This is a genomic window from Paenibacillus sp. RC334 (assembly GCF_030034735.1).
Lineage (GTDB): Bacteria > Bacillota > Bacilli > Paenibacillales > Paenibacillaceae > Paenibacillus > Paenibacillus terrae_A.
In genome coordinates, this window is the sequence record NZ_CP125370.1 from 1,398,435 (window position 1) to 1,420,153 (window position 21,719).

General features: G+C 48.4%; 19 protein-coding genes, 1 pseudogene and 1 riboswitch. Of the genes and pseudogenes, 15 read left to right on the plus strand and 5 right to left on the minus strand.

Annotated features, from left to right (window positions below; genetic code table 11):
• The first annotated feature begins 105 nt into the window (after positions 1-105).
• The 6 genes and pseudogenes from QMK20_RS06645 to ppnP all read left to right on the plus strand — a co-directional run bounded on the left by QMK20_RS06645 (position 106) and on the right by ppnP (position 6,862).
• The gene (locus QMK20_RS06645; RefSeq protein WP_283655096.1) at positions 106-1,233 is read left to right on the plus strand and encodes a deoxyribonuclease IV; all 1,128 of its coding nucleotides are present in this window, start codon (positions 106-108) and stop codon (positions 1,231-1,233) included.
• A 22-nt stretch (positions 1,234-1,255) separates the two neighbouring features.
• Complete coding sequence (purU, locus tag QMK20_RS06650; protein WP_134910680.1) at positions 1,256-2,155, plus strand: formyltetrahydrofolate deformylase; 900 nt, start codon at positions 1,256-1,258, stop codon at positions 2,153-2,155.
• 302 nt (positions 2,156-2,457) lie between these two features.
• Positions 2,458-2,856 carry an IS200/IS605 family transposase gene (gene tnpA / locus QMK20_RS06655; protein ID WP_283655097.1) on the plus strand — a complete coding sequence of 133 codons (399 nt, stop codon included), beginning with the start codon at positions 2,458-2,460 and terminating at the stop codon, positions 2,854-2,856.
• Positions 2,857-2,867: 11 nt separating this feature from the next.
• Positions 2,868-3,982 (plus strand): annotated as a pseudogene (locus QMK20_RS06660) (RNA-guided endonuclease TnpB family protein).
• A 349-nt stretch (positions 3,983-4,331) separates the two neighbouring features.
• Positions 4,332-6,377 carry a transketolase gene (gene tkt / locus QMK20_RS06665; RefSeq protein ID WP_283655098.1) on the plus strand — a complete coding sequence of 682 codons (2,046 nt, stop codon included), beginning with the start codon at positions 4,332-4,334 and terminating at the stop codon, positions 6,375-6,377.
• Positions 6,378-6,547: 170 nt separating this feature from the next.
• Positions 6,548-6,862 carry a pyrimidine/purine nucleoside phosphorylase gene (gene ppnP, locus QMK20_RS06670; protein WP_283655099.1) on the plus strand — a complete coding sequence of 105 codons (315 nt, stop codon included), beginning with the start codon at positions 6,548-6,550 and terminating at the stop codon, positions 6,860-6,862.
• 110 nt (positions 6,863-6,972) lie between these two features.
• Here the strand turns inward: ppnP and QMK20_RS06675 are convergent, their stop codons facing one another.
• On the minus strand, positions 6,973-7,872 hold the full coding sequence (locus QMK20_RS06675) for an NAD(P)-dependent oxidoreductase (RefSeq protein ID WP_283655100.1): 900 nt from the start codon (positions 7,870-7,872) through the stop codon (positions 6,973-6,975).
• Positions 7,873-8,123: 251 nt separating this feature from the next.
• On the opposite strand from QMK20_RS06675, the gene QMK20_RS06680 reads away from it, so the two are divergent.
• The 3 genes from QMK20_RS06680 to QMK20_RS06690 all read left to right on the plus strand — a co-directional run bounded on the left by QMK20_RS06680 (position 8,124) and on the right by QMK20_RS06690 (position 10,848).
• Positions 8,124-9,479 carry a glucose-6-phosphate isomerase gene (locus QMK20_RS06680; RefSeq protein ID WP_014280425.1) on the plus strand — a complete coding sequence of 452 codons (1,356 nt, stop codon included), beginning with the start codon at positions 8,124-8,126 and terminating at the stop codon, positions 9,477-9,479.
• A 149-nt stretch (positions 9,480-9,628) separates the two neighbouring features.
• Positions 9,629-10,261 (plus strand): YigZ family protein, encoded by a 633-nt coding sequence (locus QMK20_RS06685; protein WP_014280426.1) that lies wholly within the window; start codon positions 9,629-9,631, stop codon positions 10,259-10,261.
• 5 nt (positions 10,262-10,266) lie between these two features.
• Positions 10,267-10,848 (plus strand): TetR/AcrR family transcriptional regulator, encoded by a 582-nt coding sequence (locus QMK20_RS06690; protein WP_283655101.1) that lies wholly within the window; start codon positions 10,267-10,269, stop codon positions 10,846-10,848.
• Between the two features lie 168 nt (positions 10,849-11,016).
• On the opposite strand, the gene QMK20_RS06695 is transcribed toward QMK20_RS06690, so the two are convergent.
• Complete coding sequence (locus tag QMK20_RS06695; RefSeq protein ID WP_283655102.1) at positions 11,017-11,418, minus strand: secondary thiamine-phosphate synthase enzyme YjbQ; 402 nt, start codon at positions 11,416-11,418, stop codon at positions 11,017-11,019.
• Between the two features lie 234 nt (positions 11,419-11,652).
• Between QMK20_RS06695 and QMK20_RS06700 the strand changes: the two genes are divergently transcribed.
• Together QMK20_RS06700 and QMK20_RS06705 are read left to right on the plus strand one after the other, a co-directional pair.
• Positions 11,653-12,714, plus strand: a complete 1,062-nt coding sequence (locus QMK20_RS06700; RefSeq protein WP_283655103.1) for a sulfate/molybdate ABC transporter ATP-binding protein — start codon at positions 11,653-11,655, stop codon at positions 12,712-12,714.
• A 152-nt stretch (positions 12,715-12,866) separates the two neighbouring features.
• Positions 12,867-13,637: an MBL fold metallo-hydrolase gene (locus QMK20_RS06705; RefSeq protein ID WP_283655104.1), complete on the plus strand. Its 771-nt coding sequence runs from the start codon at positions 12,867-12,869 to the stop codon at positions 13,635-13,637.
• 9 nt (positions 13,638-13,646) lie between these two features.
• Here QMK20_RS06705 and QMK20_RS06710 read toward each other — a convergent pair whose 3' ends face one another.
• On the minus strand, positions 13,647-15,140 hold the full coding sequence (locus QMK20_RS06710) for an aminotransferase-like domain-containing protein (RefSeq protein ID WP_283655105.1): 1,494 nt from the start codon (positions 15,138-15,140) through the stop codon (positions 13,647-13,649).
• A gap of 133 nt (positions 15,141-15,273) precedes the next feature.
• On the opposite strand from QMK20_RS06710, the gene QMK20_RS06715 reads away from it, so the two are divergent.
• Complete coding sequence (locus QMK20_RS06715) at positions 15,274-16,185, plus strand: DMT family transporter (protein ID WP_283655106.1); 912 nt, start codon at positions 15,274-15,276, stop codon at positions 16,183-16,185.
• A 116-nt stretch (positions 16,186-16,301) separates the two neighbouring features.
• Here the strand turns inward: QMK20_RS06715 and QMK20_RS06720 are convergent, their stop codons facing one another.
• Both QMK20_RS06720 and lplA read right to left on the minus strand, forming a co-directional pair.
• Complete coding sequence (locus QMK20_RS06720) at positions 16,302-17,102, minus strand: Cof-type HAD-IIB family hydrolase (protein WP_283655107.1); 801 nt, start codon at positions 17,100-17,102, stop codon at positions 16,302-16,304.
• Between the two features lie 162 nt (positions 17,103-17,264).
• A complete protein-coding gene (gene lplA / locus QMK20_RS06725) occupies positions 17,265-18,266 on the minus strand; it encodes a lipoate--protein ligase (RefSeq protein ID WP_283655108.1) in 1,002 nt (333 codons plus the stop codon).
• 163 nt (positions 18,267-18,429) lie between these two features.
• Between lplA and cobD the strand changes: the two genes are divergently transcribed.
• The 3 genes from cobD to QMK20_RS06740 are packed head-to-tail and all read left to right on the plus strand — an operon-like array spanning position 18,430 to position 21,288.
• The gene (gene cobD / locus QMK20_RS06730) at positions 18,430-19,533 is read left to right on the plus strand and encodes a threonine-phosphate decarboxylase CobD (protein WP_283655109.1); all 1,104 of its coding nucleotides are present in this window, start codon (positions 18,430-18,432) and stop codon (positions 19,531-19,533) included.
• Complete coding sequence (gene cbiB, locus QMK20_RS06735) at positions 19,523-20,494, plus strand: adenosylcobinamide-phosphate synthase CbiB (protein ID WP_283655110.1); 972 nt, start codon at positions 19,523-19,525, stop codon at positions 20,492-20,494. The genes cobD and cbiB overlap by 11 nt, the downstream gene beginning before the upstream one ends.
• 44 nt (positions 20,495-20,538) lie before the next feature.
• Entirely contained in the window at positions 20,539-21,288 is a 750-nt protein-coding gene (locus QMK20_RS06740) for a histidine phosphatase family protein (protein ID WP_283656221.1), read from the plus strand.
• Between the two features lie 200 nt (positions 21,289-21,488).
• Positions 21,489-21,682: riboswitch (cobalamin riboswitch) on the plus strand.
• Positions 21,683-21,719 lie beyond the last annotated feature (37 nt).

Consider the following 21,719-nt stretch of genomic DNA (forward strand, 5'->3'; position numbering starts at 1 on the left):
ACCATAAAAGCCATGTTGTTTGATTTCGATAATCACGTTAAAATGATTAAATCAAAATAAGATAAGCATAACAGAATAACAGGGATAAGGGGATGAAACCGAATCATGCTGAAAATTGGTTCTCATGTGTCCTTTTCGGACAAGGGTCTGCTCAGCGCTACAAAAGAAGCGTCTTCATACGGGTCCAGCTCGTTCATGATATACACGGGTGCACCGCAAAACACGCGTCGTAAGCCGATGGAATCCATGTATCTGGAGGAAGGCAAGCAGTTGATGGCTGAAAAAGGGATGGATGATATCGTGGTGCATGCCCCGTATATTATCAATCTCGGCTCTTACAAAGAAAATACCTATGAGCTGGCAGTCAGCTTTCTTCAGGAGGAAATTCGTCGCACCCACGCGATTGGCGTGAAAAATATCGTGCTTCATCCGGGCGCTTTTACCGATAAGGATGCAGAGTATGGCATTCAGCGTATTGCTGATGGCTTGAACGAGGTACTGAACGGTGTGAAGGAGACGGATGTTAACATTGCGCTGGAAACGATGGCAGGCAAAGGCACCGAAATGGGACGTAGCTTCGAGGAAATTGCCTCCATTATAGATAAAGTAGAGCACAACGAGCGTCTTACTGTCTGTATGGATACCTGTCACATTCACGATGCGGGCTATGATATTGTGAATGATCTGGACGGCGTGTTGGAGCAATTTGATCGTATTGTCGGGCTGGATCGCATCGCAGTGGTTCACGTCAATGACAGTAAAAATCCAGTCGGCGCTCATAAAGACCGCCATACTCCGATTGGATCGGGCTGGATTGGCTATCAGACCATTCATAATGTGGTGCATCATGAAGCACTTCAAGGACGTCCATTTATTTTGGAAACGCCATGGATCGGAAAGGAAGCCAAAACTCAGCGTCCAATGTATGAGGTTGAAATAGCTTTGCTTCGCGGGAATGTGAAGGAGCGTTTTGGCGATGAATTTTTGGGTCAAGTAGAGCAATTGAATTCGTTTTTCAAAAAGCAGGATGTGGATGTACGAAAATTTGTGCTAGACACCTGGACGCTGCTGAAAAATGATGCCAAAGCGAGAAAAGCCGACCCACGTGAGCCGCTGGAGCGTCTGTACGACATGATCACGGAAGCAGCCCTGTTTCCAGAGCTGAGCGAAGAACATATTAATCATCGTCTGATTGCCTGGTTTGCCGGCAGTCATTTGCCAGTGACAGTATAAGCCAAGGGGGATTTGTAGCCACATGGAACTTCACGTAAAACATCAGCCAAACAGTACTCAATCTGCGCATGAAAACCGTGCGCGTATGCTCGTATCCTGTCCTGATGGCCCGGGTATTGTAGCGGCCGTGTCTCGCTTTTTGTACGAGCATGGAGCCAATATTGTTCAATCTGATCAATACACGATGGACCCGTCCGGCGGTATGTTTTTTATGCGGGTTGAATTTGATCTGCCATATTTGAGTGAAACCCAGCCCCAACTGGAGCAGGATTTTGCCGCGGTTGCAGAACAATTCCGGATGGAGTGGACGATTTCAGCGGTCAGCCGCAAGAAAAAGCTCGCTATTTTCGTTTCCAAAGAAGATCATTGTCTGGTAGAGCTATTGTGGCAATGGCAGGCAGGGGATCTGGACGCGGATATTTCTTTGGTCGTCAGCAATCATCCGGATATGAAGGAGTACGTGGAATCATTCGGCATTCCGTATCACCATATTCCAGTGACAGCCGATACCAAGCCGGAGGCGGAGCGCCGTCAACTGGAGGTTATTGGTGAGGATATCGACGTCATTATTTTGGCCCGGTACATGCAGATTATTTCACCCAAGTTCATTGAGCATTATCGCAACCGGATCATTAATATCCATCATTCGTTCCTGCCTGCATTCGTGGGTGGAAAGCCATATGCTCAAGCCTATAATCGCGGTGTGAAAATTATTGGCGCTACTGCGCATTATGTAACTGAGGAACTGGACGGCGGCCCGATCATCGAGCAGGATGTGCAGCGGGTAAGCCACGGTGATGATGTCAATGAGTTAAAACGGATCGGTCGCACCATTGAGCGGGTCGTTTTGGCAAGAGCCGTGAAGTGGCATGCAGAGGACCGAATTTTGGTTCATGAAAATAAAACGGTCGTTTTTAACTGATTTTTATATTTTTTAAAATGTAAAAGTTCATACTTCTTACAAGCAAAGCCCGTCGAAATGACGGGTTTTTTGCTTTTTTCTACAGCTGCGGGTGTCAAAACCGGACAAAATGCATTATTTGTCGCGATTTTATGATTTTTAAACGATTTTCTAAATTAAGTCTCCATCTTCAAGCGTGTTAAGGAACGTTAGTTCCAATGGTAAGGTGGAGATGAATTTCAGTTTGGCGTAGCCAAAAAGGTTTGCTTATTATTTGGGTTGGTTTATAATCAGTCGTATCGAGTATAAGGATTGGTATATCAATGAAATTAGATAGTAATAATCATTCAGTGTTCTTATTGTATTATCATCTCGTACTTGTCGTGAAATATAGAAGAAATGTATTTGATGATGAAATATCCGATTATGCAAAAGACATGTTTGTGCGACTTGCGGAGGGTTACAACATAACTCTGATGGAATGGAATCATGACAATAACCATGTTCACGTTCTGTTCAAAGCACATCCGAACACTGAAATGACAAAGTTCATAAATGCGTATAAGAGTGCAAGTTCTCGACTCATCAAAAGAGATTTTCCGCAAGTCAGAAAGAAGCTTTGGAAAGAAATGTTTTGGTCAAGAAGTTTTTGCTTACTTACAACAGGTGGCTCGCCTGTTGAGGTAATAAAGAAGTATATAGAAAATCAAGGCCAAAAGTGAGGTGAGAATATATGGCTAAATATAATAAAGCATATAAGTTCCGTTTGTATCCAACAGAGGAACAAGCCCACCTTATGCGTAAAACTTTTGGTTGTGTTCGTTTTGTGTATAACAAAATGTTAGCTGAACGCAAGGAAGTTTACGAACAATTCAAGGACGATAAAGAAGCCTTGAAAAAGCAAAAGTTCCCTACCCCTGCAAATACAAAGATGAGTTTGTGTGGCTGAAAGAAGTCGATTCTTTGGCATTGGCTAATGCCCAATTAAACTTGCAGACTGCTTACAGAAATTTCTATAGTGGAACGACTGATTTCCCTACATTCAAGAGTAAGAAGGCAAGAAAATCATACACAACCCATGTTATGAACGGAAACATTATGCTTATGAATGGCTATATCAAATTACCAAAGCTCAAACGGGTGAAAGTAAAACAACATAGAGAAATCCCTGCTGAACATATCATGAAGTCATGTACGATCTCGATGACATCCACTGGGAAATACTACGTGTCTATTCTCACTGAATATGAGACGGAACGTATTCAAAAACAAGTCGAAACCGTCGTTGGGTTAGACTTTACAATGGCTGAACTATATGTCGGTAGTGAGGGTGAGAAAGCCAATTATCCTCGTTTCTACCGTCAAATGTTAGATCGTTTAGTGAAAGCACAACGTACCTTATCCAGACGTGTGAAAGGTTCTTCTCGTTGGAACAAGCAAAGGATGGTAGTAGCAAAGATTCATGAAAAAATCACCAACCAACGAAAAGACTTTCTACATAAGGAATCACACAAATTGGCCAAACGGTATGACGGAGTGGTCATTGAAGACCTCAATATGAAAGGAATGTCGCAAGCCCTGAACTTTGGCAAAAGCGTTGCTGACAATGCTTGGGGAATGTTCACGACATTTCTCCAATACAAGTTAGAGGAGCAAGGAAAAAAACTGATAAAAATAGACAAGTGGTTTCCATCGTCTAAGACTTGCTCGTGTTGCGGTAAAGTAAAGGAATCTCTATCCCTTTCTGAACGTATATTCCACTGTGAATGTGGTTTTGTGTCAGATAGGGATGGGAACGCTTCTATCAATATCAGAAGCGAAGGATTGCGGCTGTTAGAGCAATTGTAGCCCACAATAGAGCATGGTTCAGGCTTGATAGCTCGTACCGTTAGGTACGATTACCTTAGAAGCCCTCACCTCTAAGCGTTAGCGTAAGTGGAGGGTAGTACACATGAGGTTAATACTTTGCGGGTATATTTATATGAGGACTCGGTACGACATTTCGACAACCATCTTTATAAACGATCTGGCAAACCTGCACGGCAAATGGTACAATATTTAAGGATGTATAAGTCATATTGAAACATTCAAGCAGATTCACTCACTTCAATGGGCGTCGTTACTATATCGGACGGCGGTATTGGAGAGCATGACCAAATGCAATTGGCATACTTTTTACAATATGAGGAGGCTAACTATGACTGACCAGAATCAAGCGATTCAAAAGGATGAAAACTCCACGATCGACAATTTGTCCATTACGACAATCCGTACGTTGGCAATCGATGCTATCGAGAAAGCAAACTCGGGACATCCCGGCATGCCGATGGGTTCCGCGCCGATGGGCTACCAACTTTTTGCTAAAACGATGAATCATAACCCGAATCACCCTACATGGATTAACCGTGACCGTTTTGTACTGTCCGCAGGACACGGCTCCATGCTGCTGTACAGCCTGCTGCACCTGAGCGGCTATGATCTGCCTATGGAAGAACTGAAACAATTCCGTCAATGGGGCAGCCTTACACCAGGTCACCCTGAGTTTGGACATACCGCTGGTGTAGACGCTACGACCGGACCTCTGGGACAAGGTGTAGCTATGGCCGTAGGTATGGCAATGGCTGAAGCTCAACTGGGCGCTACCTATAATAAAGATCAATTCAAAGTTGTGGATCACTTCACGTATGCAATCTGCGGCGACGGCGATCTGATGGAAGGCCTGTCTCACGAAGCGGCTTCGCTGGCTGGGCGTCTACAATTGGGCAAGCTGATTGTATTATTTGATTCCAACGATATTACACTGGACGGCAAGCTGAACCTGTCCTCTTCCGAAAGTGTTGCAAAACGTTTTGAAGCTTACAACTGGCAAGTGCTGCGCGTAGAAGATGGTAACGACCTTCCAGCGATCCAAAAAGCGATTGAGGAAGCGCAAGGCGACTCGACACGCCCTACGTTGATTGAAGTGAAAACAGTCATCGGCTACGGAAGTCCGAACAAACAAGGTAAAGGCGGACATGGCGGTACTCACGGTTCCCCACTGGGTGCAGACGAAGCCAAGCTGACTAAAGAATTTTACAAATGGGTATATGAAGAGGACTTCCATGTACCGCAAGAGGTTCGTGAGCATTTTGCTAAAGTAAAAGAGCGCGGCATCGCAGCTAACAAAGCATGGGATGAGCAGTTCGCGAAATACAAAGCGGCTCACCCTGACCTGGCAGCTCAGTTCGAAACAGCCGTAAACGGCGACCTTCCAGAAGGATGGGACCGTGATCTTCCGAAGTACACGACCGAAGACAAAGCAGTTTCGACTCGTGTGGCTTCCGGTAATGCACTGAACGGATTGGCTCCAAACGTACCGTTCCTGACTGGCGGATCTGCCGATCTGGAAAGCTCCACGATGACACACTTGAACAACCTGACGAACTTTACACCAGAAGACTATGCCGGCCGTAACATCTATTTCGGTATCCGTGAGTTTGGTATGGCTGCTGCGATGAATGGTATGACATTGCACCAAGGGGTAAAAGTATTCGGCGGTACATTCTTCGTGTTTACGGATTACCTGCGTCCGGCCGTTCGTTTGGCAGCTCTGATGGGATTGCCTGTTACTTACGTTCTGACTCACGACAGTATTGCTGTTGGTGAAGATGGCCCGACTCATGAGCCAATCGAACAATTGGCTTCCCTGCGTATTATCCCGAACCTGACGGTCATTCGTCCGGCGGACGGCAATGAAACTTCTGCTGCTTGGGCTTACACGCTGGAAAACAAGAAAAACCCGGTTGCTCTGGTATTGACTCGTCAAAACCTGCCAATCCTGGCTGCTACTGCTGAGCATGCACGCGAAGGTATCAAACGCGGTGCTTATGTCGTTGCAGATGCGACAGACAGCAAGCCGGTTGCTCAAATTCTGGCTACGGGTTCCGAAGTACAACTGGCTGTTAAAGCCCAGGAAGCACTGGCGGAGCAAGGTATCCAAGTACGCGTTATCAGCTTCCCAAGCTGGGATCTGTTCGAAAAACAAGACAAAGCATACAAAGATTCCGTTCTACTGCCTGAAGTAAAAGCACGTTTGGCTGTAGAAATGGCTTATCCACTGGGCTGGGAAAAATATGTCGGCGACCAAGGCGACATTCTCGGTATCAGCACATTTGGCGCATCCGCACCTGGCGACCGCGTCATTAAGGAATATGGCTTTACGGTAGAGAACGTTGTTAATCGTGTAAAAACTTTGTTGAAATAAAACAATCTTTAAACAGACAGTCGTAACCTGAGCAAGGCTTACGGCTGTTTGTTTCATACATTGAGGAATTTTGTAGCCTTGTGTATTTTCATACTGAGGCTTGGATCAAAACTATGTTATGATCCATAAATATTCATTCAACCATTGATGAGCAGATGAGGGGATAACGAATGACACAGTTTGATGGAGTCAGCGTAGTTAAAAAAGCAAATGTATATTACGGCGGTCAGGTCACAAGCCGTACAGTTATTTTGGGTGATGGCAGTAAGGTTACATTGGGTATTATGCTGCCTGGAACGTATGAATTCGGAACGGATTCTCGTGAGATTATGGAGATTTTGGCAGGGGATTTGAAGGTGTTGCTTCCAGGTACTGAGGAATGGCTGGAAATACAGGGAACGGCAACGTTCCACGTGCCTGCACAATCTTCATTCAAGCTGGAAGTACGAAGCGTAACAGATTACTGCTGTTCTTACCCGGAATAAGTAGTGAAAAAAGGGCAAGCACCACTCGACTCTAAGTCAAGTGTGCTTACCCTATAAGCTATGCGATATGTACAAAAGCACAGCAACATGGTTAAAAAGAAGGATGCGGCTTATTCGAGTGGCTTACCGCCAATAGTGCGGCCGATCCACGATTCATAGGTCTTCACGACAGCGGATAAGTCCTCGTCGCCATAGCCTTGCGTTTGCCCGGCTTGAAACAGGCTTTTGGCAATGGACAGCATAGGCGCCGGGATGGACTGGCTATCCGTCAGCGAGGCAGCAAGCTTCAAGTCTTTGAGCATCAAGGCCAGTGAGAACTGGTTGCTGAAATCATGCTCGATGATTTTGCGTCCTTTCAGGTCAGCAGCCTTGCTGCCTGCCGATCCGAGCTGTACCAGTTCAAGGAAGCTTTCCGCCGGAATGCCGGACTTAGCAGCAATGGCGAAGCCCTCAGCCAGAGCGAGGTTGTTAATACCGACCATCGTGTTATGTGCGAGCTTGGCGACGGCTCCGCTGCCATTCGGTCCCATGTGAAGCACCTTTTTGCCCAGCGTATCAAAAACGTCCGACTGTGCGGCAATGGCCTCCGCGTCACCGCCAACCATGAACACAAGCGTGCCGTCTACAGCAGCAGGCTTACTGCCCGTTACTGGAGCATCAATGAAGGAACAACCCAGCTTGTCCGCTTCGGCGGCCAGTTGTTTGACCAGCTCAGGTGAAATGGTGCTGTTGTCCATCACAGTTACACCAGACGTAAGACCGGCAAACACGCCGTCCTCGCCGTAGTAGATATCACGGATCGAGTGATCATCGCTGACCATGGTAATGACCAGCTGCTGGCCTTCAGCCGCCTCACGGGGCGTTGAAGCCGTACGTGCGCCTTGTTCTGCCAGTGGTTCGCAGCGTGAGGCGGTGCGGTTGTAGACCGTGACTCCATATCCCTGTTTCAGCAGGTTGGATGCCATCGGGGCGCCCATGGTGCCCAGTCCGATAAATCCGATGTTCTTCATAGCTAATCACCTTTCTTGTTGGAGGTTGCCGTCCGATGCAGATGCGAGTTCGGCTTGATTTGACGGTTTGAATCAGTTGATCTCCGTTTATTGTAGCATGGGTATGCCACCCTATCTAGACTAGGGTCTGGCAAGGCACCGGACATACAGGTAACGCAAGCTTGTCAGGCCCTGCAAATTAAAGTATCCTATTCCTAAGTCCTTATGTTCGTATTCATGGTCTTAGCAATACAAAACAGGAGGTTCCAAACATGTCTAAAAAAGTTATTTTTGATTACACCAAAGCGCTCTCCTTTGTAGGACAGCACGAAATTGATTATTTTGCAGAACCCATCAAGCTGGCTCATGAGCAGCTGCATAACCAAACCGGTGTAGGTTCCGATTTCCTGGGTTGGATTGACTTGCCTACCAATTATGATAAAGAAGAGTTTGCACGCATCCAAAAAGCTGCTGCAAAGATCCAAAGTGATTCCGAAGTGCTGATCGTCATCGGCATCGGCGGTTCTTACCTTGGCGCACGCGCTGCGATTGAAATGCTGTCGCATTCCTTCCACAATGCACTGCCTAAGGACAAGCGCAAAGGCCCGGCTGTTTATTTTGCAGGCAATAACATCAGCTCTACATATGTGAATCATCTGTTGGAACTGATTGAAGGAAAAGATTTCTCCGTGAATGTCATTTCCAAATCAGGTACAACAACAGAGCCAGCTATCGCTTTCCGCGTATTCCGTGCGGCTCTGGAGAAAAAATACGGTAAAGAAGAAGCGCGCAAACGTATTTATGCAACAACAGATAAAGAACGCGGTGCTCTGAAAAAACTGGCTAATGAGGAAGGCTACGAATCCTTCATTATTCCTGATGATGTAGGTGGCCGTTACTCCGTGCTGACAGCAGTAGGCTTGCTGCCGATTGCTACAGCTGGCATTAACATTGAGGAAATGCTCCAAGGGGCGGCAGACGCTTCCAAGGAATACAGCAATCCGAATGTAGCTGAGAACGAGGCTTACCAATATGCAGCCGTTCGTAACGCGTTGTACCGTAAAGGTAAAGCTATTGAAATTCTCGTGAACTATGAGCCGTCCCTGCATTTCGTTTCCGAGTGGTGGAAACAATTGTACGGCGAAAGCGAAGGCAAGGATTACAAAGGTATCTACCCTGCTTCCGTTGACTTCTCGACTGACCTGCACTCCATGGGACAATTCATCCAGGAAGGTAGCCGTAACATTTTCGAAACGGTTATCCAAGTGGAAAATGTACCTAGCCACATCACCATCGAAGCAGATGAGGATGATCTGGATGGACTGAACTTCCTGGCAGGCAAAACGGTGGACTTTGTAAATAAAAAAGCATTCCAGGGTACATTGCTGGCTCACACAGATGGACAAGTACCGAATCTGATTGTGAACATTCCTGACTTGAGCCCTTACTCCTTCGGGTACCTGGCTTATTTCTTCGAAAAAGCTTGTGGCATCAGCGGCTACCTGTTGGGTGTGAATCCGTTCGATCAACCGGGCGTAGAAGCTTACAAGAAAAACATGTTTGCTCTGCTGGGTAAACCAGGCTTCGAAGAGCAAAAAGCGGAGCTTGAAGCGAGATTGTCCGAATAAGGAAGCTGTAAACTCCTGACTGAAACAGGATTTCAGATAGGAGCGTTATAGCGTATAGCACCAAATAAAGTACAGGAAAGCAGTTCACCGGCTGCCAGAAGCGGGGGACTGCTTTCTTGTAAAATGAAGTAAGGAAGGTTATACGTGAAATGTTGGAACAATACCGAACTGTACGCGGCTCCGGCAGCAAGGAAATTGTGATCCGGAAATCCCGTTTTATCGGTCACATCCAGCCTGTTCAGACCGAGGAAGAAGCGGCTGCTTTTATCGAGCGCATTAAAAAAGAGCATTGGAACGCAACCCATAATTGTTCTGCCTACATGATCGGGGAACGAGACGAAATCCAGAAGCAATCGGATGACGGTGAACCGAGCGGTACGGCGGGCAAGCCCATTTTGGAGGTTATCCGTAACCAGAAGCTGAAAAATGTGGCAATTGTCGTTACCCGTTACTTTGGGGGGATTTTGCTGGGAGCAGGCGGTCTGATTCGTGCATATTCAGACGGTGCTGTTGCAGCCATTGAGGCAGGGGATGCGATTACGCGTGTGCTGCATCGTGAAATTTTTGTGGAATTGGATTACACCTGGTTGGGCAAAGTGGAAAATGAATTGCGAAATCGCAGCATCCGTACAGGAGAAACCATGTTTACGGATAAAGTTACCTTAACCTGTCTGCCGCTGGCTGGTGATGCGGAATCCTTCAGCAACTGGATAACAGACTTGACACAGGGGCAATCGCTTGTGTCGGAGGGAGAGCAGCTTTACTTTATTGAAGGGGAATAAAAAATATGGCTAGAAGAGCAGTAGAACAGGAGTTGTCAAGAGGGCGGATTCTGGAAGCGGCCAGGCACTTGTTTATTACCAAGGGCTACCGTGCGATTTCAATGCGCAGCATTGGCCAGCATCTGGGTTACAGTCATGGTTCGTTATACTATCATTTTAAAGAGAAGGCTGAACTGTTCTACGCCATTGTAATTGAGGATTTTAATACGTTACGCGGAATTCTACTACAAGGAGCAACAGGCACCCCAGAGGATGGTCTGAACAGACTGGAGCACTTGATGCTGGAGTTTATCCGTTTTGGCTTGGAAAATCCTTATCAATACGAAATTATGTTCATGATGCACGATGAAGAACTGTTCGCTTACTGTCGCACGGAGCAAAACCGTTGTGTGGAATTATTCGCGTCCATGATCCGTCAGGAATTGAGTGATCAGGGACATTCAGAGGAAGATTCTTCACGAGTACCGCAAAGTCTGTTTTTGTCTATGCATGGCTTTGTATCCTTTTATATTCAGGATGGTTTAACATTTGAAGAAATCAGGCCCGCTGCTTTGGCACATGTAAAGCTGCTGTGCAGAAACCTATGAGCGTACCTGCAATCACACGCCTCGGCTATGAATCTGTAGGGCGCTTTTCTGGATATGTTCACTTCATGACGGTGCCTTATCATTACGGTACTTTGCGAAAGCGACTAAGATTGTAACAGACGATGATGCATCCAGCAGGAGAACATCATGGTCTGTTTTTTTGCATGGTCAGTCCTTCATGATTTTCACATGGTACTGGCGTCTGCGCGGTCCGTCGAATTCGCAAAAATAAAGCCCCTGCCACCGTCCGAGCAACAACTTTCCATCATGAATAATGACAGTCTGAGAGGGACCTGTGGTGATAGATTTTAGGTGGGATGCCGTATTCCCTTCCATATGGCGATATTGGGGATGCTCCCACGGATAAACCTCATCCAGCCTTAAAATCACATCATGTTTGACGTCCGGGTCTGCATTTTCATTAATGGCTATTCCGGCCGTTGTGTGTGGACAATAGATCAGTGCGGTTCCTTCCTGGACTCCGCTTTTTTCGATCAATGAAGCGACCTCGCGTGTAATATCACGCATCTCATCTCGTCCGCTAGTGGATAATTCTAAAGTATGCAACATTATTACACTCTCCCTTCTTCTTATTACTTTACCCATTTTACTTTACCCAATGAACACCTGACGTAATATATAGAGTTGACGACGAAAGCTTTCCTTTGATAAAGTATCACATAAGAAAAACATAGTATATACATTGGAATAATAATATGATTTCAAATGAGGTACGCGCTTTGCGGTAAGCAAGGCTGCTGCTGTTCCTGCACAGGTTCAGAAGCGGAAAGGAAGTGTACGGTTATGCATGTGGAAGTAAGGGGTTTAAACAAGCATTTCGGTAATTTTCATGCGGTTAAGGACGTATCCTTTGATATTCAAGCGGGTCATCTGATTGGTTTACTCGGTCCGAGTGGTGGCGGTAAAACGTCCATTCTTCGGATTTTGGCAGGTCTGGAGCAACCGGATGCGGGAGAAATTCATTTTCACGGAAAAAGGGTAAACGAGCTGGCCCCGCAGGAACGCGGAATCGGATTTGTATTTCAAAACTATGCTTTGTTCAAGCACATGAGCGTGTACGACAATATTGCCTTTGGTCTAAAAGTGAAAAAAAGCTCCAAAGCCCGCATCAAGGAACGCGTCACAGAGCTGGTCGAGCTGACAGGACTCAAAGGTTTCGAGCATCGTTATCCGCATCAGTTGTCTGGTGGACAGCGGCAGCGGGTTGCTTTTGCACGCGCCTTGGCACCGGAGCCTCAATTACTGCTGCTGGATGAGCCTTTTGCAGCCATTGACGCCAAGATTCGCCAGGAGCTGCGTACCTGGCTGCGGGAGTTGATTGAGCGGGTGGGAATCACTTCGATTTTCGTTACGCATGATCAGGATGAGGCTATTGAAGTAGCCGATGAAATTATGGTGATTAATCAGGGACGGCTGGAGCAGAAGGGAACACCTTGGGATATTTATAAAAAGCCAGGGACCCCGTTCGTAGCTTCCTTTATTGGGGAATCGACGGTGATCGAACAGGCGGGCAGTCTCAAAGGCTTCGAGGAAGCTGCCGGAACGGGAGCACGTGCCTTGATCCGTCCGGAGTATATTGATGTCGGGCCAAGCGAGGAGTTTGCGCTTTTGTCGGCGACCGAGGAAGGCATTGTGAAGCATTTGCATTTTCGGGGGAGTGAATGGATGGTCGAAGTACAGGTCGGGGATCATCGACTCATGACGTACCGTTCGCTGGAGAAGTCCACGCTGGAGCCCGGTCAGCAGGTGCGCGTACTGGTGCATCGGGCTTATCTGTATAACGACCAGTCCAGTTGGATGGTGGAAAACCGTCTCAAGAAAGATCCAATGCCTATTATGATTTAAAATTATAACGCGATCATACTTAAGGGGATGTCTGGCCTGATTTCAAGGTTTGGGCATGCTCCTTTTGGCGTTGGGCGCTGGAAGGATTTACGCAGACTTGATGTGTTCGTTATAATAGTAGTAAAAACACCCAGATAGATAGGAGTTAAACCATGAATCGGCTTATTTTTCTTGGCACAGGGGATGCGATGGGCGTTCCGCGTGTATATTGTGATTGTCTCGTATGTACGGAGGCCCGCACGACAGGGGCAAATGTGAGGCTGAGGTCGTCTGTGATGATCGAAAGCGAGACGGAGGACTTTATGATTGATTGCGGCCCGGACTGGCGCAAACAACTGGAAATGCGCGGGCTACGCTTTATCCGTACGATCCTCGTGACGCACGCACATTTTGACCATATTGGAGGACTGCCGGAATGGGCGGATGCCTGCCGCTGGACGGGAAACAGAGGCCGTTTGTACGCTCCACAGGAGGTAATCGACACGATCCTGCGTCAATTTTCCTGGCTTCCGGGGCATCTTGACCTTATCCCTGTCGATCAGGGAGCCTTGCTTGGAGGATGGAATATCCGGGGTTGGCGTGTGAATCACGGGAAGAACGGATATGCTTACGCTTATCGACTGGAAAAGGACGGCTTCTCGTGGGCCTACTGTTCAGATTCGATCGGACTAAATGATGCGGAAATTCTGCCCCTGCACAATCTGGATTTGCTCGTGCTGGGAACGAGCTTTTATCATGAAGAAGCCGAATATGCATCCCGCTCGGTATATGACATGCTGGAGGCTCAGGAGCTTATAGGGAGACTCCAGCCCAACCGCACGGTATTTACACATATGTCTCATGATGTGGATGCCACACGCAACTACGGGCTTCTGGAAGGGATCAGCCTGGCACGGACCGGAATGAGCCTGCCATTGGAATAATGCTGTCCCTTACATCGTCCGGCTGATGCGGAGAAGGGTCGCGATGCCTTCTTTGATTTGCAGCTCGTTGGCATACGAATAGGACAATCTCACATGCGTTTTGCCTTCCTCGCCAATCGGATCGAATACATTACCCGGTACGAAGGTGACCGACTCCTGTACGCATTTGGAGAGCAGTTCATTAGGTTTCAACGTAGAAGGCAACTGGAGCCACAGACTGAGGCCGCCTGCCGGGCTGGTCCATGTCCAGCCGGAATCGCGGAGGCTGTCTTCCATCGTTTCCTTACGAATCTGGAGCGCTATACATAGCTTTTTGAGATGCTGCTGCATGCGTGGAGATTGAAAGTATTGCAGGAACAGCTTTTGATTCAGCAGTGGCGAGCCGTTATCTACCAGCGCTTTGACGTTCAGCAGGCTGTTCATGAGCTGTGGTCGGCAGGTCACGGCTGCGATTCGCAGACCTGGCGCGACATATTTGCTATAGCTGCGAATGTAGACGACGCTTCCCGAAATATCATAAGCGAAAATAGGTAACGGCGGCTTTTGCCCAAAGCTGATGTCATAGGTACTGTCGTCCTCGACAATAAGGCAGCCGTAGCGCTCGGCCAGCTCGGGCAGACGCTTGCGCTGTTCATCGGGTACCGTGAAGCCAGTCGGGTTATGAAACGTTGGATTGATATAGAACACACGTGGCTTTTCTGTCTTCATACACCATTCAATTTGTTCCATATCATAGCCTTCCGGTCGGATATCGGTCATGGTCAGGCGCGCACCTTGTCTGCGGAATATTTCCATAGCAGGGCCATAGGCGGGACGCTCGGTCAATACGCGGTCCCCTGTCCGGATCAGAGAACGGGAAATCAGGTCGATAGCCTGCTGTGCGCCGGAGGTAATCAGTACTTCGTCCGGTGACAATGCAAAATGCTTATCGACGCTAAAATGCTGCGCCATCGCATCCCGAAGCTCGGAATCGCCCTGTACAGAGGAATAAGTGGCCGCTACTTTCGGATGCTTTTCAAATACCTGCATCATCAGCTCACCCCAATATCGGTTGGGCAGGAGAGACGGGTCAATCAGCGCTTTGGAAAACTGAAAATTCGCATTCACCGATTGAACGCGGCTAAGTCCATCCATTCCTCTCCAGGCTGAGACAGACGGATCATCTGCCGCATGGGCGGATTCAGAGTGAAACGTGAGATCAATGGACGAATGCCCCGAGTAGCCAGCATATTTCGCATGCCGGGTCGCTTGGGAAGCAAGAACGTAATATCCTGATTTGTCCTTTACATAGACCATCCCCCGTTGCTTCAACTCCTGATAGGCCCGGAAAACGGTTAGCCTATGTACACCCAGCTCCTGAGCCAGGCTTCGTACGGACGGCAGCTTCGTGTCTGCTAGCCAATCCCCGCGATCAATCCGCACAGTCACGTAATGGATGACCTGCTCATACAGCTTTAAGGCATGATCGGCCGGAAAGAGTAATTCGTTGTTGTTCTTGCCCACGCTGTCCACGCTCCTTTTGTGTGTATTTTACTATAAAACATTTCAAAACCGTATACAACTGTTCTGTAGGTACACATCTGTTCTGTTCGTCTCCCTGTATGCTTGAAAGCAACTGAAGGGAGAGGGACGTATAATGGTTGGAATCGCGTTTACGGTAATGTGTCTTATTTTTGGTACAACGTTTTTGGCTATAAAAGTGGGAGTAGAAGCGGGACTTCCGCCGTTTTTGTCGGCGGGTGTACGTTTTTTCGCAGCAGGGGCTATATTGTTTGTCGCCATGAAGCTGATGGGTAAGGTTCGCTGGTCGTTAGTATGGCGGAAGGAAATGGTATTCATTGGAGCGGGAACGACCTTTGGTACGTTTTCGGCCTTGTATTGGGCAGAGCAATATGTCAGCTCGGGGATCGGAGCCATTTTGTCAGCCACGGGGCCGATGATGATTGTTATTTTGCAATCAATGCTGCTAAGGCAAAAAACGTCGCGGATTACAGTCATTGGCTGCATGATCAGCTTTCTTGGCGTGGTGCTGGTGGTGCTGCCTGGATTGGCGGTTCAGATCAGCGGCCTGTGGCTGGCGGGATGCCTTGTCATTTTGCTGGGGGAGCTGTGTTATTCCGGGGGGGCTCTTTATTCCAAGCGGGTGATGGATGTATTTCGGGAAACGAACCCGATTGCCCTGAATGCGGCGCAAATGCTCCATGGGGGATGGATGCTGCTGTTACTGTCTGCGATCACGGAGCCGTGGAGTTCTGAGGGGTGGCAGTACCTTCCTGCCATGGGCTCTTTATTGTATCTGATTCTGTTTGGTTCGATGATTGGACATACACTGTTTTACTGGCTCATGGAGCGTACAAATCCTCTTTTCCCGACGACGTGGTTGTATATTTCACCGCCGATTGCGGTGGGATTGGGAGCCTTGGTGTACGGAGAGCATGTAAGCTGGTGGATGCTGGCGGGGGTGCTGCTCATTGTGACCGGATTAATGCTTATGAACAATGGAATGATCCGTCTGGTGAACAGGCGAAAGGTGCGTTCTGCTGCCTGATATTTAGAATTTGTTAAGCATCCTATGATATGACAGAAAAAACCTCCAAGCTATCGCGTGTTACTGAACATGCGACGTTTGGAGGTTTTGTTGTGTTGCTATTTCATTAGCACAAATTATTCAGCATTCAGAACAAATTTGTCGATGGCGTGCTTAACGCCGTCTTCGTTATTGCTGCTAGTGATGTAATCAGCCAGCTTTTTCAAATCAGGAATGGCATTCTCCATCGCTATGCCGAGACCCGCGCATTCGAGCATTTCGTGATCATTCCAGGAGTCGCCGATTGCAATCGTTTCGGACAGATCACAGCCGTAATGGTTAGCAAGGAACGTAAGAGCGTGACCCTTGGTGCCTTCATGATGCATGATTTCCAGAAAATGAGGCTTGGATTTGGTAATATGCACTTCATCACCAAGCAGCTCGCGCAGTTCTGGAATCAATTTGTCCAGCACTTCCGGCTCGTCAATAATCAGCATTTTAGGCGTAGGCAGTTCTATCAATTTGCTGAATACAGGCTCTACAAAATATTCCGTATTGTTTAGCGCGGTGTAATCTTTGATTTTCTGATTATCTTCACGTGTGTACAATTTGTCATCTATATACGTTTGCAGATGCAGATTGCGTTCCACGCAGAATTCATACAAGCGACGTGCAGCCACGAGTGGAACATAACGCTCATACAGCACGTTTTCGTCCAGCAGGTTTTTAATCAAGGCACCTTGGTACGTAATAATCGGTACGTTCAAGCCAGTTTGGCGGGCGAGTTGTTTGGCAGATGCATAAGCACGTCCAGTTGCAAGTGTAACCACGACACCTTTGGCTACAGCGGCTTCAAGCGCCAGTTGTGTTGCAGGAGTAACTTCTTTCTGATCGTTAATGAGTGTATCATCAATATCAATGGCAATTAATTTATACATATCGGTATTCTCTCCTTTATCTCTATCATGGGGCAATGTCCAAATTGTATCTTATAATATTCAAAATGACAATATCACAATGAAAAGGGGACGACTCCCTTAAGAGCCTGTCCCCTTATAACCACTGAAGAATTGGATTGAATCAATGGGGAAAAGTGGATGTTAGTCTTCCAAAAATACGAGTCCGACAAAATCGTCCAATTCAATATTACCGAAATAATGCTTCAAATCAAGAGAGGACAAGGCTTGACGAACCTCACCTTCATCGTAGCGTTTGCCGCGCAGAATATTTTCAATATCAGCGACGTCACCCACACCGAAGAAATCGCCGTAGATTTTAATATCACGGATGTGGCCTTCCTTGAGATCCATGCGGATATCAATAATGCCGACCGGAAATTTACGTGTGTGCTTGATATTGCTTTCAGGGGATTGACCGTAGTTCCAGTCCCATGATTGGTAGCGTTCAGCGGAAATTTCATGGATTTTGGCCCAGTCGGCATCGGTTAGCTTATATTGGGGTACCTGATCCAGCTCTGCATCGAATATGTAGCGCAGCAGCTCCTCGCGGAATTGCTCAATGGTCATCTCACGGTCCATTAGCTCGCTGATGTTAGCGACACGGCTACGGACAGATTTAGTACTTTTGGATTTAAACTTTTCGGGATTGGCATGCAGTGATGCGGCCACATTGTCCAGGTTCAGGTTAAACATCAGTGTACCGTGGCTGAACATGCGTCCGCGCGTGGCAAATTGGGCGTTCCCTGAAATTTTCCGCTCACCAACCTGAAGATCGTTGCGTCCGGTCATTTCGGCTTCCACACCCATTTGGCGCAGGGCGTCAATGACAGGCTGTGTGAATTTGAGGAAATTATGAAAGGACTCCCCGTTATCCTTGGTAATGAAGCTGAAATTTAAATTACCGAGGTCATGATATACAGCCCCGCCACCAGACAGGCGACGAACGACTTGAATGTTGTTGTCTCTGACAAATTCGGCGTTGATTTCTTCAATGGTATTTTGATGCTTGCCTATAATAATAGAAGGCTGATTAATGTAAAACAGCAGATAGCTGTCGTCCAGCGGAAGATGCTTGAGTGCGTACTCCTCAATGGCAAGATTAATGGCTGGATCGTGTATGCCCTGGTTGTCGATGAACAGCATGTCCATTCCTCCGTATATATAAACTGTGTAGTTTTATGTGTACCTCCTTCTATTGTAACCCAAGTGAGCGATGTACACAAAAGCTCATTTGCATTGACGCAACGCGAAAAGCAGCCCCATAATGGAGCTAATGATTCGGAACGGCCGGAAAGGATGATAGGCAATGATAGAGGTTTACGGTCACGGTGGGGACAGGGAGACGGCTGCGGCGACATTCGGCGGGGCGGCTGCGGATTTTGTGGATTTTAGCGCGAACATTAATCCGCTGGGTCCGCCACCAGAGGTGCTTGAGGTGCTACAAAGCGCGTTGGACACTGTGGTTCGCTATCCAGACCCTGGACACCGGAATTTTAAAAATATGCTGGCGCGGCGACTGCATGTTCCACCAGAGTCGCTGAGTATCGGAAACGGTGCGGCTGAGAGTATGGCGTTGCTGTTACTGGGACTGGCTCCCAAGCGTGTGGGCACGGTGGAGCCGTGCTTTTCGGAATATGCCGAGCTGGCAGGCAAATTTGGAGCCGAGGTAAGCAGGGTGTACGGCAAGGCCTCGCTTCAATGGAAGGCGGATGTGGAGGACATACTCCAGCTCATGGAGCAGGTGGATGTTCTGTTTCTCGGTCAGCCGAATAATCCGAACGGTGTGCAATACGGCGATCAGGAGCTGCGCGAGCTGGCAGAGGCGGCGGGGAAAACGGACACCGTGCTGGTGGTGGATGAAGCGTTTATTGATTTTATCCCGCAGGAGCGGCAAATTTCACTATTGCCTGTGCTGGATCGGTATCCCCATGTGATTTTGATCCGGTCGATGACGAAATTTTATGCGATTCCGGGCTTGCGCTTGGGCTATGCGATTGCTCATCCGGACTACATCCGGCGAATGACCGCCAAGCAGGTGACCTGGAGCGTGAACGGAATGGCGTTGCTGGCCGGAGAGGCGTGTTTGCGGAGCGGTGAGGCGTACGAGCGCCGCACGCAGGAGCTGATTGCTACGGAGCGTAGCCATCTGCTGACCGCTTTGGCGGAATGGGGTTGCGGTGTCATCCCCGGTGAAGCGAATTACGTGCTGGCACGGGCGCCGGGGACGTGGAGCGCATCGGCCATTCAACAGGCGCTTGGACAGCGCGGGATTCTTATACGTAGCTGTGCTATGTACCCGGGGCTAACGGCGAGCCATTTTCGAATTGCAGTCAAGGACACGGAAGCCAACGGCATGCTACTGTCTGTATTGGGTGAAGTGCTGGAGGAGGAACGGCGGCGTGATAGTTAGCTTGATCATGATGGCTGCATATCTTCTGGACAGGCTGATCGGCGATCCGAGGTGGTTGCCACATCCGGTCATCGGCATGGGACATGCCATTTCTGCCTTGGAAAAGGCGATTCGCCGCCGGGTTCACAGTGACCGTGGTTTGAAACGCGCTGGCTTGCTGCTGCCATTGATTGTGGTGGGCGGCTCCTTCGCGCTTGGCTGGGCGTTACTGCGCTTGCTTGCCTGGATTCATCCGTGGCTGTCTATCGGCGCGGAAATTGTGCTGATCGCCACCACGATTGCTTCCAAAGGACTAAAGGACGCCGGAATGGCGGTGTATCGCGAATTGAAGGCAGGTGACCTGTCTGCGGCACGCCGGGAGCTGGGGATGATCGTCGGGCGGGATACGCAGCGGCTTGATGAGCCTGAGATTGCGCGCGGTACCGTCGAAACGGTGGCTGAAAACATCGTGGACGCAATTATTTCCCCGCTTTTTTATGCCCTGATCGGGGGAGCACCATTAGCTCTGGCTTATCGTGCTGTGAATACCCTCGATTCCATGGTTGGCTACAAAAATGAAAAGTATCTGCATTTGGGCTGGGCCTCGGCACGTCTGGATGATGTGGCTAATTACATTCCGGCACGCCTGACAGTGGGTATGCTGGTAGTAGCGGCGTGGGTTTATGGGCATGATGCTGGACGTAGCTGGCGTATGGTAAGGCGAGATGCGCGGCTGCATCCCAGTCCGAACAGTGGCTTTCCAGAATCAGCAGTTGCGGGTGCGTTGGGAATTCGTCTCGGGGGCTATAATGTATATCATGGCGTGCGCTCTTTCCGTGCATATATGGGAGAACTGGTGCGACCGATGGAGCCGGAGGATATCCGACATACGATTCGGCTGATGTTTGCCGTGTCCAGTATGTTCGTGGGATTGTGTCTGTTCGTGTCCGCCGGATGCTATGCACTGGGGTGGACGCAGTGATGAAGCGTGACGCACCGAACACCGGCAATAGAGCAGGAAGTGACATGACCTTGAAGCATTATTTTACAGAACACCCGCAATGGGATTTGGAGCTTGTGCTGGTACGTCACGGCACAACCTTATGGAACAGGGAACGTCGATACCTGGGGCACTCCGATCTGGGCTTGCTACCGGGAGCAGAGCAGGAATTAGAGTCTTTGCGGGAAAAATTACAGAGACATTCCTTTGCCCGAATCTATTGTAGTGACTTGATACGTTGTCGTCAGACCTTGCAGATCATTTTGCCAGAATCGGAACTGAAACCAGATAATATGTCTGCTTGGTCTGCCACCATGGAACCACGTCTGAGAGAGCTTCATTTTGGGGAATGGGATGGAAAAACGTATGATATGCTCAAGGATGTGGCGTTGTACCGCGCGTGGATTGATGAGCCGCAACGGGTTACGCCGCCGGGTGGAGAGTCCTGGAAAGACTTTGTGAACCGCCTGGGTGAATTTCTATACTCTTTGTATGAGTGGCGTAAAATGATGGAGATTCAGAAAACAGGTTTGTCTGATGCTCCACCTTCTGTTCTGGTCGTCACGCATGGTGGAGTGATTCGTCAGTTGGCTTGTATGCTGGTACCGGGTCATGATTTTTGGAGCCTGAATCCGAAGCCGGGAGCGGCAATTACGATTCGGTTGAGTTTGGCACAAAAGCCATTTGCAGATTTAACCGCCACCCGTTCTACAGAATCACATCCAGATTTGGCTACAGGGCATAAGTTCACCGGATGGCTGGTGGAGCAGGCATGATGTTTATAGCTCTGGCTCCGCATTTGCTACTCCCGAATAACCTGGATGAACTGACTACGCTATACTTCTCATGATCACAGACATAGGGCAGGTAAACAGGCGGTTTGGGTTGTAAGCCAGTCTTTTTTAACCTATAATCATCAAGTAAAAGAACGGCTTGACCAACACTACATCAAATATCCAGCAGACGAGGTCGGTGCAGCGGGATGAAACCCTCGGGTTCTTTCCGGTGCGCTGTTAAAAGGGAAGCCGGTTTGAATCCGGCGCGGTCCCGCCACTGTAAATGGAAAAATGCCAGCCCGCTCTGCTTTATGTGCCATAAAGCATATGAAGGAGCAACAGGCTGTCGCATGTTTCTGTAAGTCAGGATACCTGCCCGTCCGCCTGTCACCATAGTCCTTCGAGGAAAGGATGACGTGTTCGCAGTGACT

Excerpts from the sequence above, each read along its gene's own strand:
- QMK20_RS06645 (WP_283655096.1), top strand. The coding sequence starts at position 106 with ATGCTGAAAATTGGTTCTCATGTGTCCTTTTCGGACAAGGGTCTGCTC.
- purU (WP_134910680.1), top strand. The coding sequence starts at position 1,256 with ATGGAACTTCACGTAAAACATCAGCCAAACAGTACTCAATCTGCGCAT.
- tnpA (WP_283655097.1), top strand. The coding sequence starts at position 2,458 with ATGAAATTAGATAGTAATAATCATTCAGTGTTCTTATTGTATTATCAT.
- tkt (WP_283655098.1), top strand. The coding sequence starts at position 4,332 with ATGACTGACCAGAATCAAGCGATTCAAAAGGATGAAAACTCCACGATC.
- ppnP (WP_283655099.1), top strand. The coding sequence starts at position 6,548 with ATGACACAGTTTGATGGAGTCAGCGTAGTTAAAAAAGCAAATGTATAT.
- QMK20_RS06675 (WP_283655100.1), bottom strand. The coding sequence starts at position 7,872 with ATGAAGAACATCGGATTTATCGGACTGGGCACCATGGGCGCCCCGATG.
- QMK20_RS06680 (WP_014280425.1), top strand. The coding sequence starts at position 8,124 with ATGTCTAAAAAAGTTATTTTTGATTACACCAAAGCGCTCTCCTTTGTA.
- QMK20_RS06685 (WP_014280426.1), top strand. The coding sequence starts at position 9,629 with ATGTTGGAACAATACCGAACTGTACGCGGCTCCGGCAGCAAGGAAATT.
- QMK20_RS06690 (WP_283655101.1), top strand. The coding sequence starts at position 10,267 with ATGGCTAGAAGAGCAGTAGAACAGGAGTTGTCAAGAGGGCGGATTCTG.
- QMK20_RS06695 (WP_283655102.1), bottom strand. The coding sequence starts at position 11,418 with ATGTTGCATACTTTAGAATTATCCACTAGCGGACGAGATGAGATGCGT.
- QMK20_RS06700 (WP_283655103.1), top strand. The coding sequence starts at position 11,653 with ATGCATGTGGAAGTAAGGGGTTTAAACAAGCATTTCGGTAATTTTCAT.
- QMK20_RS06705 (WP_283655104.1), top strand. The coding sequence starts at position 12,867 with ATGAATCGGCTTATTTTTCTTGGCACAGGGGATGCGATGGGCGTTCCG.
- QMK20_RS06715 (WP_283655106.1), top strand. The coding sequence starts at position 15,274 with ATGGTTGGAATCGCGTTTACGGTAATGTGTCTTATTTTTGGTACAACG.
- QMK20_RS06720 (WP_283655107.1), bottom strand. The coding sequence starts at position 17,102 with ATGTATAAATTAATTGCCATTGATATTGATGATACACTCATTAACGAT.
- lplA (WP_283655108.1), bottom strand. The coding sequence starts at position 18,266 with ATGCTGTTCATCGACAACCAGGGCATACACGATCCAGCCATTAATCTT.
- cobD (WP_283655109.1), top strand. The coding sequence starts at position 18,430 with ATGATAGAGGTTTACGGTCACGGTGGGGACAGGGAGACGGCTGCGGCG.
- QMK20_RS06740 (WP_283656221.1), top strand. The coding sequence starts at position 20,539 with ATGACCTTGAAGCATTATTTTACAGAACACCCGCAATGGGATTTGGAG.